The organism is Stenotrophomonas sp. Steno-Z4, from assembly GCF_056393145.1.
On the sequence record NZ_JBWJPC010000002.1, the window covers coordinates 193,570 to 208,944 of the forward strand.

The following is a 15,375-nucleotide window of genomic DNA, read 5'->3' on the forward strand; positions in this document are numbered from 1 at the left end:
CACCCAGACACGTGATGGAGCTGGATACGGCGCGCTCGCGCCTGGGCTTCGAGATCCGCACCCGGCTGGGCCAGCGCATCGAAGGGGTGTTCCCGCGCTTTGAAGGCCGCATCGACGTGCTGGCCGATGGCCGCCACCAGGTCCACCTGCGCATGTTCACCGGCTACGTGGAGATACCCGGCAAGGACCGCTACACCGGCTGGATGCGGGGCGAGGAGTTCTTCGACGCCGGGCGCTACCCGGTGGTCGAATTCGATTCAGTGCCCTACGACCCGCAGCTGGTCGAGAAGGGCGGCGGCATCCATGGCCGGCTGATCCTGCGCGGGGTATCCCACCCCGAGACCCTGCAGGTGGAACCGGCGTCCTGCCCCCGGGCCGGGTATGATTGCGATGTGGTCAGCCGCGGTACCGTCCAGCGTGGCCGGTATGGGATGGACAGCTGGCAGCTAGCCCTGAGTGATCGAGTGACCTTCGTCCTGCGTGCGCGTCTCAACGAGGCGCTGAAACCGTGAATCCCCTGCTGCGGGTGATCGTGCTGGCAATCCTGTTGCTGGGCAGCGGCTGTGCGTCGCTGTCCAACGCGCAGCGCGAGCGCGCGGCCGGCATTGCGGCGCAGGCGCGTTCCCATGTGGTGGACTGCGACAAGCCCGACCGCTGCGCGCTCGATTCGCCATTGCGCGCCTTGGGCGGGCAGGCCTTCAGCGAATCCACCGAAGCGGCGCCTCGCCATTACGCCACCATCTTGGACGAGGGCGAAACCGCGCTGGTGGCGCGCATCAACCTGATCCGCAGCGCCACCCGCAGCATCGACCTGCAGACCTATATCTTCGACAAGGACGACAGCGCCCGGCTGGTGCTGGACGAACTGCTGGCCGCCGCGCGGCGCGGGGTGAAGGTGCGGGTGCTGATCGACCAGCTCTCGGCGATCTCCGACCTGGAGATCCTGGCCGCGCTGGCCAGCAGCCACCAGAATTTCGAAATACGCGTCTACAACCCGACGTTCGGCAAGGCGCGGCTGAACTACGCCGATTATGCCGGCAGCGTGATCTGCTGTTTCCGCCGCTTCAACCAGCGCATGCACAACAAGCTGCTGGTGATCGATGATGCGCTGGGCGTGGTGGGCGGGCGCAATTACCAGGACGACTATTACGACTGGGACAGCGAATACAACTTCCGCGACCGCGACGTACTGCTGGCCGGCCCCGAAGCGCGCGGCATGGCAGCCAACTTCGATGCGTTCTGGCGCGCCCAGCGCAGCGTGCCGGCCGAGCGCCTGAACGATGTGGGCAATACCCTGCTCAAGCAGGGCGCCCCGGCCATGCCGCCGGCCGACTACCGCCGCCCGGCGCGGGTGGAACAGGTGATCGATGAGGCGATCGACCCGGCCTACATCCAGCGCATGTTCGTCGATACCGCGCTGCCGGTGCGCTCGGTCCGCTATGTGGCCGACCTGCCGCGCAAGCACCGCCGCGAGCGTGCCAGCCAGCCGGCCAACGGCCAGCACGTGACCGAGCCGCAGCTGGATTCGTTGATTGCCGGCGCGCAGAGCGAAGTGCTGCTGCAGACCCCGTACCTGGTACTGTCCAAGCCGGCGCGCAAGTTGTTCGAGGCACTGCGCAAGCGCGAACAACCGCCGCGCATCGTGGTCTCCACCAACAGCCTGGCCGCCACCGACAACCCGATCGTCTACGCGCTGTCCTACAAGTACAAGCGCCGCAACCTGCGCGAGCTGGGCTTCAACATCTACGAGTTCAAGCCGTTCCCGCTGGATGCGCCGGTCGACTACCGCAACCTGGTGCCGGCCCCGCTGGGCACCACGCCCAGCACCGACAGCGGGCGCAGCAGCCTGTTGGGTGGCAGCGCGGCTGGCAGCAACGCGCGCGGCAGCGGCAGCAACCGGCGCAGCGCGGGCACCACGGGCGCCACCGCACCGCCCGTGGCGCAGGAAGACGCCGGCACCGTGCCAGCCACCGACGACGCCGGCGACCGCCCGCAGCCGACCCCCGGCCCGGCCGCGCGCCGCCGTACCGACGGCAGCGTGGTGGAACGCCGCGTGCTGCGTGCCGAAACCCGGCCTTCGTTCCTGGGCACCAAGGCGGTGAACAAGCCGCTGCCGGTCACCCGCAGCGGTGCGCGCATGGGCCTGCACGCCAAATCACTGGTGGTGGACCGCCGCATCGGTGTGATCGGCACCCACAACTTCGACCCGCGCAGCGAGAACTACAACACCGAGGGCGCAGTGATCATCGATGACCCGGCGTTTGCCGAAGCGCTGGCGCAGAGCATCCTGCGCGACATCCACCCCAAGAACTCCTGGGTGGTGGCGCCGCGGACCAAACCGCCGGTGCTGTCGGGCCTGAACTACAGCGTGGGCAAGGCCTCCGAAGCATTGCCCGTGCTCGATTTCTGGCCGTGGCGTTACGCCACCGATTACGAATTCCAGCCCGGCCCGGACTGCCCGGACCCGCTGCGCCGCCAGGACCCGGACTTCCACCGCTGCTATGTGGCCGTGGGCGATTTCCCCGAGGTCAACGTCGGCCCGAAGTGGCTGCTGGTGCGCATGCTCACCGCGTTCGGCGCCGGCCTGGTGCCCATCCTGTAATACTCTTCGTTCCAAGGAAGCAGCGCATGTCCCAGGTATTCCGCGAGCCGGTTTCGATCGAGGCGCTCAACGCGCTCAGCCGCAACACCCTGATCGAACACCTTGGCATCGTCTTTACTGCCGCCGGTGACGACTGGGTCCAGGCCACCATGCCGGTCGAGGCGCGCACCCGCCAGCCTTACGGCATCCTGCACGGGGGCGCCTCGGTGGTGCTGGCCGAAACTCTGGGCAGCAGCGCCGGCAACCTGTGCGTGGATACCCGCGAACAGGTCTGCGTGGGCCTGGAGATCAACGCCAACCACATCCGCGCCCAGCGCGGTGGCACCGTCACCGGTACGGCGCGGGCCGTGCACGTGGGCCGCAGCACCCACGTGTGGGACATCCGCATCGAAGACGAGGCAGGCAAGCTGGTCTGCACCTCGCGGCTGACCCTGGCCGTGGTCCCGGCGGTCCGCCCGGGCTGAGCCCGGCTTGACCTGCTGTGGCGGATGGCCCGCCACGCTGGCAGACCCCGCAGCGCTCGGGTATCGTTCGCGGATGACTTCCCCCCCTTCGGCCTCGCGTGGCGGCGTGGCGCGTGTGTGCCGTTACCTGTACCGCGTTCCCCTGCTGCTGGTCCACCTGCTGCTGTTCCTTCCGCTGCTCCTGGTCGGCATGCTGCCGCCGTGGGGCAACCTGCGCGTGGGCGGGCGTACGCTGGAGCACCTGCTGGTCAATGCCTGGTCGGGCGGGTTGATGTGGATCTTCGGCTTCCGCCTGCACCGCATCGGCACGCCGTTGCCGGGCGCGGTGCTGTTCGTGGCCAACCACGTCAGCTGGGTGGACATCTCCATGCTGCACAGCCAGCGCATGATGGGCTTCGTCGCCAAGCGCGAAATCGCCGGCTGGCCGGTGGTCGGCTGGCTGGCCGCACGCGGGCAGACCATCTTCCACCAGCGCGGCAGCACCGAATCGCTGGGCGGGGTGATGCAGCTGATGGTCGAGCGCCTGCAGCAAGGCAAGGCCGTGGGCGTGTTCCCGGAAGGGCGCACCCGCGGTGGCCATGAAGTGGGCCCGTTCCACGCCCGCATCTTCCAGGCCGCAGTAGAAACCCAGGTGCCGGTACAGCCGGTGGCGCTGCGCTACGGCGTGCGCGGCGACGCGCAGACGGTGGTCGCGTTCGGCGAGCGCGAAAGCTTCTTCGCCAACTTCCTGCGCCTGCTGGGGGAACCGGCACGGCGGGCCGAGGTGCATTTCCTCGCGCCCATTGGCACCCATGACCTGGAAGGCCGCCGCCGCATCGCGGAAACCTCGCGTGCGCGCATCGTGGCGGCCATGAACGCCCAATAGCGCGATGCTGACCGCTGCCGACTACTGTCCGCCGCGTTGGCTGCGCAACCCGCACCTGCAGTCGATGCTCAGCTCCAGCCGCATGCGCATGCAGCGCGGCCTGGTGCTGCTGGCCGCCACCGGTGCGCTCACCGAAGAGCTGATCCTGGACGGCGGCGAAGGCGTGCGCCTGCAGGGCTGGCACAGCCGCATCGAAGGCCGTGAGCCGGTCGGCATGGCGCTGCTGCTGCATGGCTGGGAAGGCAGTTCCGAATCCAGCTACATGCGCATGACCGCCGCGCGCATGCTCGAGGCCGGCTACGACGTGGTGCGCCTGAACTTCCGCGACCACGGCAACACCCACCACCTCAACCCCGGCATCTTCCACTCCAACCGCATCGACGAAGTGGTGCACGCCGCCGGCGACATCGCCCGGCGCTGGCCGCAGTTGCCGCTGGTGGCCGCCGGCTACTCGCTGGGCGGCAATTTCGTGCTGCGGCTGGCGCTGCGCGCGCCGTCGGCCGGGGTGCCGCTGCGGCGGGTGGCCTCGGTCTGCCCGGTGCTGGATCCGGCGATCACCATGGAAAGCATCGAAAACGGCCCGGCGATGTACGACTGGTACTTCCGCCGCAAATGGGCCGGCTCGCTGCGCCGCAAGCGCGACCTGTTCCCCGAGCTGAGCGACTGGGACGACCGCGTGCTGAAGCTGGACATCCGCGCGCTGACCGCCTGGCTGGTGGAACACCACACCGAATTCGGCACCCTGCAGGCTTACTTCGACGGCTATTCCATCGCCGGCGACCGCTTGGCCGGGCTGGAAGTGCCGGCCGACATCCTGATGGCCCAGGACGACCCGGTCATTCCCTACGCCACCTTCCACGGCTGGCGCCTGCCGGCCCATGCCCGGCTGGAAATCGCCCCGTGGGGCGGCCACTGCGGCTTCCTGGAAAACTGGCGCGGCGATGGCTTCTCCGAACGCTGGGTGGCCCAGCGGCTGAGCCTGGAAGCGCTGCGCTGAGGCCCGGCCCGGCGCGCCGGCGCCGGTGTTCTACAATCGGGGTTTGACCCCAAGCCGGACCGTCATGCAAGACACTATTCTCCAAGCCCTGCGCCGCAATGCAGTGGAAGAAGCCGCGCAGCTGGCGCGCGAATGGATCCAGGCCGAGCCGGAGCAGCCGCAGGCGCACCGCTGGCTGGCCCTGGCGCTGCAGCAGCAGGGCCAGCACGACGCAGCACTGGCCAGCCTGCAGCGCGGGCTGGAGCTGGCCCCGGACAATGCCGAACTGCATCTGCAGCACGCCGGCCTGCTGCTGGCGCTGCGCCAGTTCGACGCCGCCAACAGCGCGCTGGACCGCACCGCAGAGCTCAATCCCAACGAACTGTCGGCCTACCTGATGCAGGCCCACCTGGCGTTGTCGCGCAACGATGTGGACGAGGCCGAGCGGATCACCCGCACCGCCGCGCGCGTCGAGGAAGACAACGCCGAAGTGGTGGCGCTGCAGGGCATGATCGCGCTGCGCCGCAATGATGCCGACCGTGCGCTGGCGCTGCTCTCGGCCGCCAGCCAGGCGCTGCCCAACGATGCACGCATCCTCTATGCGCTGGGCTTTGCCTATATGGGCAAGGACCTGCTGGCGTTTGCCGAACAGGCCTTCCGCCGCGTGCTGGAGATCAACCCGGCCATCACTTCGCTGCAGGGCCTGCTGGTGCAGCTGGCCCTGCGCCAGGGCAATACCGAAAACGCCGCCGCCATCGTGGGCCAGGTGCTGGCCCAGCCCGAGACCGACACCCCGGCGATGCGCCGCCTGGCCGGCGAGCTGGCCCTGCAGTCGGGCCAGCCGCTGCAGGCGCTGGAACACCTGCTGCCGGTGCTGGAACAGTGGCCGGCCGACCGCCAGACCCTGCAGCTGCTGCTGATGGCCTGGCAGCGCCTGGGCCGCGAGCAGCAGGCCCGCGACACCCTGGATGCCACGCTGGAAACGCACCCGCAGGAACACAACCTGTGGATGGCCCGCCTGGCCATCGAAGTGGTTGGCAGTGCCGAGGCCGCCGCCGTGGCCGATCGCTGGATCGCGGCCGTGCCGGATCACCTGCCGGCGCTGGAAGCGCGCCTGCGCCTGCACGACATGGCCGGCGATGCCGCCGCTGCCGAAGCGGTGGCGCGGCAGATCATCGCCATTGAACCCGGCCGCGCCAGCGGCGAAACCCGCCTGGTGGATGCCCTGCTGGCGCGCGATCCGGCTGCCGCGGTCGCCCACGTACAGGCACTGGTCGACGCCCAGCCCGAAGCCGACCGCGGTGCGCTGCGTGCGTGGCTGGGCAGCGTGCAGGACCGTGCCGGCCAGTTTGATGCGGCCCTGTCGACCTGGGCCAGCCTGCATGCCTCCGAATCCTCGCAGCGCCTGCCGTTGCCGCCGCAGGCCAAGGCACCGCTGACCTGGCCGGACTCCGGCAGCATTCCCGAGACGATCAGCGCGCGCCCGATGTTCGTCTGGGGCGCGCCGGGCTCGGGCGTGGAGCGGGTCATCGCGGCCATCGCCGCCGGCAGCAAGGTGCTGCGCGGCGACCGTTTCGGTCCCAACCCGCCCAACGATGCCTTCCAGAGCTACCACACGCTGCAGGACCTCTCCACCGGCAAGTTGGCGCCGGAACAGCTGGTCGAACAGTGGCGCGCGCAGCTGCCCGAGCGCGGCCTGGCCGACGCCAACGTCATCGACTGGCTGCTGTGGTGGGACAACGCGCTGCTGTGGTCGCTGCGTCCGCAGCTGCCGGAAGGCCGCCTGCTGCTGGTGCTGCGCGACCCGCGCGACATGCTGCTGCAGTGGCTGGCGCATGGCGCGCCGACGCCGTTCGCGGTGAACTCGGTGAACGAAGCGGCCGAATGGCTGACCCGTTCGCTGACCCAGATCGCCACGCTGCACGAGCAGGACCTGTACCCGCACGCCCTCGTGCGCGTCGATGATATCGGCAACGACCCCGAGGCCATGGCCGCGCAGCTGGGCAGCCTGTTCGGCGTGCAGCTGCCGCCGGCGCGGACGCTGGGCCCGGCACGCCTGCCGGCCGGTCACTGGCGCCACTACCGCGAGGTGCTGGGGTCCGCGTTCGCCCAGCTCACCCCGGTCGCGGTGCGGCTTGGCTATCCGGAAGCGTAAGGAGGACCTTGCAATGAAACTGACCAGTTCCGCCCTGTGCAACGGCGCACCGATCCCCGCCACGTTCGCCGCGGGCGATGCCAACGGCTTCGCCGCCAACCGCAACCCGCCGCTGGCCTGGAGCGAGGTGCCCGAGGGCACCCGTTCGTTCGCCCTGCTGTGCATCGACCCGGACGTGCCCACGGTGCCGGAAACGGTGGGCCGCAGCGACTGCAGCGTGCCCGCCGACCAGCCACGTGCCGACTTCACCCACTGGGCGATGGCCGACATTCCGGCAGACCTGCGCGAGATTGCCGAAGGCAGCTGCAGCGATGGCTTCACCGCCAAGGGCAAGCCGCAGCCTGCCGGCCCGGCCGGTGCGCGCCAGGGCCTGAACGATTTCACCGGCTGGTTCGCCGGCAACCCGGACATGGCCGGCCAGTACCTGGGCTACGACGGCCCGTACCCGCCGTTCAACGACGCGCGCGTGCACCGTTACTTCTTCCGCCTGTTCGCGCTGGACGTGGCCACGCTCGAGCTGCCCACCCCGTTCACCGCCGCCGACGTGCACAAGGCCATGCACGGCCACGTGCTGGCCGAAGCCGCATTGCACGGCACCTACACGCTCAACCCGGCGTTGGCATAATCCAGACGCGTGCCGAAGGGAACGGCAGGCGCCGTTCCCAACGTCGCGCAGCGACGGCCCGCAGGGTGCCCGCCAGGACGGGCGGGCATACCGTTGGTCGGCACCCTCGCGGTCACTTCTCGGTCGCAGACTCCACGACCATATCCAGCACATACGCCTTCGACGACGCATCGGCCGGCGGGTTGGCCACGTTGAAGCGCTTCACCCGCAGCACGTTGCGCGTGCCGACTTCGTGGGTATAGCCCTCGATCACGTCGTAGAAGTTCTCGAACGCGCCCGGCGTGCCCTGCTTGATCCCCTTGTCGTCGAAGTGGATCTCACGGGTCTGCAGGCACTGCTTGTCGCGGATCATCGGGTGCGGGCACGGCTTGGTCTGCGCGGCCACCTCGATGAAGATCGTCTCGCCCGGGCCGCCGAAGCGGGTTTCGGCGGTGGGCTGCGGGCTGAACACCAGCACGTCACCGCTGGCGGTGCGCAGGGTGAGCTGGCCTTCGCCGCCCAGCTCGGTCTTCAGCGCGCCTTCCAGCCGCGAACCCACCGCCTGGTCCAGCGCCATCAGCGCCTTGTCGGTGCAGGCCATCATGGTCGAGGCCATCGGCGAGACGGTCAGCGTGCCGTCGGCCAGGGTGTAGCCGCCACCCATGCGGTTGCAGGTATTGCTCACGGCCAGGCGGCCATCGATGAAGTCCAGCGTGACCGGCTTGTCGGCGCGCGCGAACAGCGCATCGATGCGCTTGCCGGCGCTGTCGGTGGCGCTGTCGAGCACCCAGTGGTTGCCCTGCAGGCGCTGCACGTCCAGCTGCACGGCGGCCTTCTGGTCGGCGGCGGCGGTCGGGGCCGGCGCGAGGTCGTCGCGGCCGGGGCCGGCGGGGGCATGGCTGGAGGGGTTGCTGCACGCAGCCAGCAGGGCCAGCGGCAGGATCAGCATCAGGTTGCGGGTGGTTTTCATGGACATCTCCTTGGGAACCCGGGGAATAACGCTGGAGCACCCCGGGTGGGGTTGCGGCGGCGCGGCGCTGTTCAGTTCCCGGCAGGCAGGAACAGCAGCAGGCCCGCGCCGAGTGCGATCCGGTAGAACGCAAACGCCGTGAAGCGGTGGGCCTTGATGTAGCCCAGCAGCCACTTCACTACGACGAAGCCGGTGATGACGGCGGCAACGAAGGCCACGCCCACGTCGGCCCAGTTCTCGCTGGCCAGCTTGCCGTCCTTGGCCAGCTCCAGGAATGCGTAGCCACTGGCGGCGAACATGGTGGGAATACCCACCAGGAACACGAATTCAGTGGCGGCCGCGCGCCTGCTCAGGCCGAACAGCATGGCGATGAAGATTGCCGCCGCCGACCGCGAGGTGCCCGGGAACACGCCCGCCACCACCTGCGCCAGGCCAACCAGCACCGCCACCTTCCAGGTCACCTCGTCGCGGTCGGGCAGGCGCGCGGTGCGCGCTTCCACCAGGATCATCCAGATACCGCCGATGATCAGCGCCCACGCCACCGGGGTCACCGTTTCGGGCAGCTCCCAGCCGGCCAGCCGGACCGGCAGGCCCACGATCGCGGTCACCAGAAACGCGGTGCCCAGCTTGAGCACGTAATCGCGGTTGGCGCGGTCGTGCAGGCCGGTGGCCAGCGTCCACAGCCGCTGGCGGAACACCAGGGTGATGGCCAGGATCGCACCGGCCTGGATCACGATGTTGAAGAAGTCCGAGCGTGCGCCCAGCCAGTGCTGGGCGATCAGCAGGTGGCCGGTGCTGGAAATCGGCAGGAATTCGGTAAGGCCTTCAAGGATGCCCAACAGCAGGGCGGAGAACAGATCGGACATCGGCGGGCAATTGCTCGAAAAATGAAGGGGTAGAGCCGGGCCCTGCCCGGCTGGTGCGGTCAAATCATAAAACATCACAACCCGCACCAAATGTGTGCATGGTGCGGCCATTGCACCGCAATGGTGCGCCGCGTTCAGCGTCCATCCGGGTGCACGCCGTGTGAAATCAACCACTTGTGCGCCACGAAAAGTTGGCACGGGGATTGCTCTATCCACACAGGCAATCACCCATCTGAGGTTTCACCGATGTCCGTGGAAAATGTTGAGAAGCTGATCAAGGACAACCAGATCGAGTTCATCGACCTGCGTTTTGTCGACATGCGCGGTGTGGAACAGCACGTCACCTTCCCGGTCAGCATCGTGGAACCGTCGCTGTTCGAAGAAGGCAAGATGTTCGACGGCAGCTCCATCGCCGGCTGGAAGGGCATCAATGAGTCCGACATGGTCCTGCTGCCGGACCCGGCCAGCGCCTACGTCGACCCGTTCTACCAGCACCCGACCCTGGTGATCAGCTGCGACATCCTGGACCCGGCCACCATGCAGCCGTACGGCCGCTGCCCGCGCGGCATCGCCAAGCGCGCCGAGGCCTACCTGAAGTCCTCCGGCATTGCCGAACAGGCCTTCTTTGGCCCGGAGCCGGAGTTCTTCATCTTCGACTCCGTCCAGTTCGCCAACGACATGGGCAACACCTTCTTCAAGATCTCCTCCGAAGAAGCCGCATGGAGCACCGGCGACAAGTTCGACGGCGCCAACAGCGGCTACCGTCCGGCGGTCAAGGGCGGTTACTTCCCGGTCCCGCCGACCGATTCGCTGCACGACCTGCGCGCTGAAATGTGCAAGACGCTGGAACAGGTCGGCATTGAAGTCGAAGTGCAGCACCACGAAGTGGCCACCGCCGGCCAGTGCGAAATCGGCACCAAGTTCAGCACCCTGGTGCAGAAGGCCGACGAACTGCTGCGCATGAAGCACGTCATCAAGAACGTCGCGCACCGCAATGGCAAGACCGCCACCTTCATGCCCAAGCCGATCGTCGGCGACAACGGCAGCGGCATGCACGTGCACCAGTCGCTGTCCAAGGGCGGCACCAACCTGTTCTCCGGCGACGGCTACGGCGGCCTGAGCCAGCTGGCGCTGTGGTACATCGGCGGCATCTTCAAGCACGCCAAGGCCATCAACGCCTTCGCCAACTCCGGCACCAACAGCTACAAGCGCCTGGTGCCCGGCTTCGAAGCCCCGGTCATGCTGGCCTACTCGGCCCGCAACCGCTCGGCCTCGTGCCGCATTCCGTGGGTGTCCAACCCGAAGGCGCGCCGCATTGAAATGCGCTTCCCCGATCCGATCCAGTCCGGCTACCTGACCTTCACCGTGCTGATGATGGCCGGCCTGGACGGCATCAAGAACCAGATCGACCCGGGCGCACCGAGCGACAAGGACCTGTACGACCTGCCGCCGGAAGAAGAGAAGCTGATTCCGCAGGTGTGCTCCAGCCTGGACCAGGCCCTGGAAGCGCTGGACAAGGACCGCGAGTTCCTCAAGGCCGGCGGCGTGATGACCGACGACTTCATCGATGGCTACATCGCGCTGAAGATGCAGGAAGTGACCCGCTTCCGCGCCGCCACGCATCCGCTCGAATACCAGATGTACTACGCCAACTGAGCAACAGGTGGCGATGCCGAAGGACTTCCCTCCCACCTTCGTCATCGCCACCGCTTCTGCACCAACGCGCCATGGCTGGGGAGCCAAAACGCGGCAACACGCACCACGCGGCATTCCGCACGCACCACGCGACAATCCGCACGCACCACCCGACAATCCGCACGCACCACCCGGTAGAGCCGACTGTTAGTCGGCTGCTTCTGCCGCACCACCAGGGGAAAAGAGAGACCGGACGCGCAGCATGGGCCACACCTCCCTCCCGCGTCATCGCGGTCCATGCAACGTCCGGCGCAACGACCGGCGGCCATGTGCAAGTGGCCGCCGGTTGACCTGACATCGGCCTGCGTCTTCGGGCCGGTTCCATCCACCATCGGGACATGCGCATGAAACTGATCTCCGCCATCATCCGGCCGTTCAAGCTCGACGAGGTCCGCGAGGCCCTCTCCGATGCGGGCGTGTCGGGCATTACCGTGACTGAAGTAAAAGGCTTCGGTCGCCAGAAGGGACACACCGAGTTGTATCGCGGCGCCGAATACGTCGTGGATTTCCTGCCCAAGATCAAGATCGAAACCGTGGTCACCGACGAACGCCTGGACGCGGTGGTTGAAGCGATCCAGAACGCGGCCGGCACCGGCAAGATCGGCGACGGCAAGATCTTCGTCACCGCCGTTGAACAGGTCATCCGCATCCGCACCGGCGAAATCGGCGCGGACGCGCTCTAACCCCACTCGGAGCCCACAATGAAGACTTCCTTGTTCACCGGGTGGCAAGCCCGGTTCCACGCGGTGTGCCTGTTGATGCTGTTCAGCGCGCTGGCGGTGGGTGCCTTCCCCGGCACCGCGCATGCCCAGGCCCAGGTCAGCCCCGCACCATCGGAAGCCGTTGCCGTCGAACCGCTGCCCGGCCCGGAAGCCGCGGCACCGGCCGCCGCCGCGGAAGCTGCCGCAGCGCCCACCTTCGACCACGGCGACGTCGCCTGGATGCTCACCTCCACCCTGCTGGTGCTGCTGATGGTGGTGCCTGGCCTGGCCCTGTTCTACGGCGGCCTGGTCCGCTCCAAGAACGTACTGTCCGTCCTCAGCCAGATCCTGGTGGTGTTCTCGCTGGTGCTGATCCTGTGGGTGGCCTACGGCTACAGCGCGGTGTTCAGCGAAGGCAACGCCTTCTTCGGCTCGTTCACCCAGTTCGCCTTCCTCAAGGGCTTTGCGCCCGATTCGGTGGGTAACACCCCGATCAAGGGCCTGCCGGATTACCTGTTCGTTGCCTTCCAGTCCACCTTCGCCGGCATCACCACCGCGCTGATCGTCGGTGCGTTCGCCGAGCGCATCAAGTTCAAGGCGGTGCTGCTGTTCTCGGCACTGTGGTTCACCCTGAGCTACATCCCGATGGCCCACATCGTGTGGGGTGGCGGTTACCTGGGCGCAATGGGCGCGATCGACTTCGCCGGTGGCACCGTGGTGCACATCAACGCGGGCGTGGCCGGCCTGGTCGCCGCGTACTTCGTCGGCAAGCGCATCGGCTACGGCCAGACCGCCCTGAAGCCGCACAACGTGCCGTTCACCTACATCGGCGCGATGCTGCTGTGGGTGGGCTGGTTCGGCTTCAATGCCGGCTCGGCTGCTGCTGCCGACACCGTGGCATCGCTGGCCTTCATCAACACCATCCTCGCCACCGCCGCTGCGGTGCTGGGCTGGACCCTGGTCGAAGCGGTCAGCAAGGGTAAGCCGTCCGCGCTGGGCGCGGCGTCCGGCGCGGTCGCCGGCCTGGTCGGCATCACCCCGGCCTGCGGCACCGTGGGTCCGCTGGGTGCGATCGTGATCGGCCTGGTCACCGGCGTGGTCTGCGTGTGGGGCGTCACCGGCCTCAAGCGCCTGCTCAAGGTTGATGACACCGCCGACGTGTTCGGCGTGCACGGGGTCGGCGGCATCGTCGGCGCGCTGCTCACCGGTGTGTTCAGCGCGCAGTCGCTGGGCGGCACCAAGGCCGACCTCGACATCGGCCACCAGATCTGGGTGCAGCTGGTCAGCGTAGGCTTCACCATCGCCTGGTGCGCGGTCGTCACCGTCGCCATCCTGCTGGTGGTGCGCTTGGTCTTCGGCCTGCGCGTCACCGAGGAAGCCGAGCGCACTGGTCTGGACGTCACCTCGCACGGCGAATCCGCTTACGAGGTCTGATAGAGGTCACAGTTTCTTCGGGGTTACACCATTGCGGTAATGCACGTTGACCATTGACGTTGCTACCGGCGGTCTTCGGGCCGCCGGTTTTTTTATGCCCGCGCACGCCCCGGGCGAAGTCTCACTTTCACGCGCGATGCGTAGTTTTCCTACAAACGAAAGGGAGGATCCAGAGCTGTTTCGGATCGCGGGATTGCTTTAAAGTTCGCCGCCCGCCGGCCGTTTCAGGATCGGAGGCTTCAGAATTTTCTGCCAGGGAAGCGCGTGAACGTGGATCAGGGACGTATCGAACGCAGCCGTGCGCTGCGCTGGCCGTTGGCCGTGGCCGTGGCAATCGCCTGCCTGCCGGCTGCCGCCGTTGCACAGGTGGCCGGGCCGTCAGACCAGGAACTGCTGCGCCAGCAGGAGCGTGAGCGTGTGCTGCGCGAGCAGCAGGAAACCACGCCTGACGTGCGCCTGCAGGCAGCCCCGGAAGAAGCCGTCGGTCGCCTGCCGGTCGACGAATCGCCCTGTTTCACCATCAACCACATCGTGCTCGACGGTGAACTGGCTGATCGCTTCGGCTGGGCGCTCAAGGCCGCCGATCCGCGCAACGATCGCGCCACCGGGCGCTGCCTCGGCACCGGTGGCGTGGACATCGTGATGAAGCGGGTGCAGAACGCGATCATCGCCCGCGGCTTCGTCACCACCCGCATCCTTGCCGCACCGCAGGACCTGAAGACCGGCACGCTCACGCTCACGGTGGTGCCCGGCCGCATCCACGCGGTCCGCTTTGCCAGCGGTGAAGGACGCACCCCGGCGCTGTGGAACGCACTGGCGGTCGGCCCCGGCGACCTGCTCAACCTGCGCGACATCGAACAGGCGCTGGAAAACCTGCAGCGCGTGCCGACCGCCACCGTGGACATCCAGATCGCACCGCCGCAGGAAGGCGAGCAGGCCCGGCCCGGTGAGAGCGACCTGGTCATCAGCTGGAGCCAGCGCGCGCCCGTGCGCCTCAACCTGACCCTGGACGACGCCGGCAGCACCTCCACCGGCAAGCTGCAGGCCGGTGCCACGGTATCGCTGGACAACCTGGCCGGGATCAGCGACCTGTTCTATTTCAACGCAGGCAAGTCCGTGTTCAACGGCAGCGCACGCGGCACCGACAGCTGGGCCGCGCACTACAGCGTCCCCATGGGGTGGTGGCTGCTGGGTGCCAACGCCAGCGAGTACGACTACCAGCAGACCGTGGCCGGCGCGTTCGAGACCTACGAATACAGCGGCTCCAGCCGCAACGCCGAACTGCGCCTTACCCGCATGCTGTTCCGCAACGCGCGCGCAAAGACCAGCATGCACGCGCGCGGCTGGTACCGCGATTCGGACAACTTCATCGACGACACCGAAATCCTGGTGCAGCGCCGGCGCATGGCCGGCTGGGAACTCGGGCTCGCCCACCGCCAGTTCATCGGCAAGGCCACCCTGGACGGCAACCTGGCCTACCGACGTGGTACCGGCGCGTTCGATGCGCTGCACGCACCGGAGGAGGGGTTCGGCGAAGGCACCGCGCGCGGCAAGGTAGTCACCGCCGATGCGCAGCTCACCATGCCGATGCAGTGGGGTGGCCAGGCCGTGCGCTACACCGGCAGCTGGCGCGCGCAGTGGAACCGCTCGCGGCTGGTCCCGCAGGACCGCTTCTCCATCGGCGGGCGCTACACCGTGCGTGGCTTCGACGGTGAAGTCTCGCTCACCGGCGAGCGCGGCTGGCTGCTGCGCAATGAGCTGGCGTTCGCGCTCGGCGGCGCAGTGGAGAGCTACGTGGCGATCGACCACGGCCAGGTCAGCGGCCCGTCCACCGAATGGCTGCTCGGCGACCGCCTCACCGGCATGGCGCTGGGCCTGCGCGGTGGCACCCGCCACGTGCAATGGGAAGGCTTCGTGGGCAGCCCGCTGGACAAGCCCGCCGGTTTCCAGACCGCCTACACCACCTTTGGCATGAATCTCGGCGTCTCGTTCTGACGCCCGTCGTACGGTACTGCGCACCGTGCAGGTGCGCGCCCTTACCAC

At 68.0% G+C, this 15,375-nt stretch carries 13 protein-coding genes; 11 read left to right on the forward strand and 2 right to left on the reverse strand.

Annotated features, from left to right (window positions below; translation table 11 throughout):
• The first annotated feature begins 14 nt into the window (after positions 1-14).
• The 7 genes from AC06E7_RS07295 to AC06E7_RS07325 all read left to right on the forward strand — a co-directional run bounded on the left by AC06E7_RS07295 (position 15) and on the right by AC06E7_RS07325 (position 7,687).
• Positions 15-512 carry a YceI family protein gene (locus AC06E7_RS07295; protein WP_083214025.1) on the forward strand — a complete coding sequence of 166 codons (498 nt, stop codon included), beginning with the start codon at positions 15-17 and terminating at the stop codon, positions 510-512.
• A complete protein-coding gene (locus tag AC06E7_RS07300) occupies positions 509-2,602 on the forward strand; it encodes a phospholipase D family protein (protein ID WP_478063811.1) in 2,094 nt (697 codons plus the stop codon). Before AC06E7_RS07295 ends, AC06E7_RS07300 begins: the two co-directional genes overlap by 4 nt.
• 26 nt (positions 2,603-2,628) lie before the next feature.
• Entirely contained in the window at positions 2,629-3,066 is a 438-nt protein-coding gene (locus tag AC06E7_RS07305) for a hotdog fold thioesterase (RefSeq protein ID WP_478063813.1), read from the forward strand.
• 73 nt (positions 3,067-3,139) lie between these two features.
• Positions 3,140-3,931, forward strand: coding sequence for a lysophospholipid acyltransferase family protein (locus tag AC06E7_RS07310; RefSeq protein ID WP_095362459.1), 792 nt, complete (start codon positions 3,140-3,142; stop codon positions 3,929-3,931).
• Positions 3,932-3,935: 4 nt separating this feature from the next.
• The gene (locus AC06E7_RS07315; RefSeq protein WP_068848229.1) at positions 3,936-4,928 is read left to right on the forward strand and encodes a YheT family hydrolase; all 993 of its coding nucleotides are present in this window, start codon (positions 3,936-3,938) and stop codon (positions 4,926-4,928) included.
• 64 nt (positions 4,929-4,992) lie between these two features.
• On the forward strand, positions 4,993-7,062 hold the full coding sequence (locus AC06E7_RS07320; protein ID WP_478063816.1) for a tetratricopeptide repeat protein: 2,070 nt from the start codon (positions 4,993-4,995) through the stop codon (positions 7,060-7,062).
• Positions 7,063-7,075: 13 nt separating this feature from the next.
• The gene (locus AC06E7_RS07325; RefSeq protein WP_478063818.1) at positions 7,076-7,687 is read left to right on the forward strand and encodes a YbhB/YbcL family Raf kinase inhibitor-like protein; all 612 of its coding nucleotides are present in this window, start codon (positions 7,076-7,078) and stop codon (positions 7,685-7,687) included.
• Positions 7,688-7,799: 112 nt separating this feature from the next.
• Here AC06E7_RS07325 and AC06E7_RS07330 read toward each other — a convergent pair whose 3' ends face one another.
• Both AC06E7_RS07330 and AC06E7_RS07335 read right to left on the reverse strand, forming a co-directional pair.
• Positions 7,800-8,636: an META domain-containing protein gene (locus AC06E7_RS07330; protein WP_478063820.1), complete on the reverse strand. Its 837-nt coding sequence runs from the start codon at positions 8,634-8,636 to the stop codon at positions 7,800-7,802.
• A gap of 71 nt (positions 8,637-8,707) precedes the next feature.
• On the reverse strand, positions 8,708-9,502 hold the full coding sequence (locus tag AC06E7_RS07335) for an undecaprenyl-diphosphate phosphatase (RefSeq protein ID WP_093535287.1): 795 nt from the start codon (positions 9,500-9,502) through the stop codon (positions 8,708-8,710).
• Positions 9,503-9,748: 246 nt separating this feature from the next.
• On the opposite strand from AC06E7_RS07335, the gene glnA reads away from it, so the two are divergent.
• The 4 genes from glnA (at position 9,749) to AC06E7_RS07355 (ending at position 15,327) form a co-directional block, all read left to right on the forward strand.
• Positions 9,749-11,158, forward strand: a complete 1,410-nt coding sequence (gene glnA, locus AC06E7_RS07340) for a type I glutamate--ammonia ligase (RefSeq protein ID WP_184126272.1) — start codon at positions 9,749-9,751, stop codon at positions 11,156-11,158.
• A gap of 383 nt (positions 11,159-11,541) precedes the next feature.
• A complete protein-coding gene (locus tag AC06E7_RS07345) occupies positions 11,542-11,880 on the forward strand; it encodes a P-II family nitrogen regulator (protein WP_068854487.1) in 339 nt (112 codons plus the stop codon).
• An 18-nt stretch (positions 11,881-11,898) separates the two neighbouring features.
• Positions 11,899-13,332 (forward strand): ammonium transporter, encoded by a 1,434-nt coding sequence (locus AC06E7_RS07350; protein WP_478063823.1) that lies wholly within the window; start codon positions 11,899-11,901, stop codon positions 13,330-13,332.
• Positions 13,333-13,602: 270 nt separating this feature from the next.
• Positions 13,603-15,327: a ShlB/FhaC/HecB family hemolysin secretion/activation protein gene (locus AC06E7_RS07355; RefSeq protein WP_478063825.1), complete on the forward strand. Its 1,725-nt coding sequence runs from the start codon at positions 13,603-13,605 to the stop codon at positions 15,325-15,327.
• Positions 15,328-15,375: the final 48 nt, after the last annotated feature.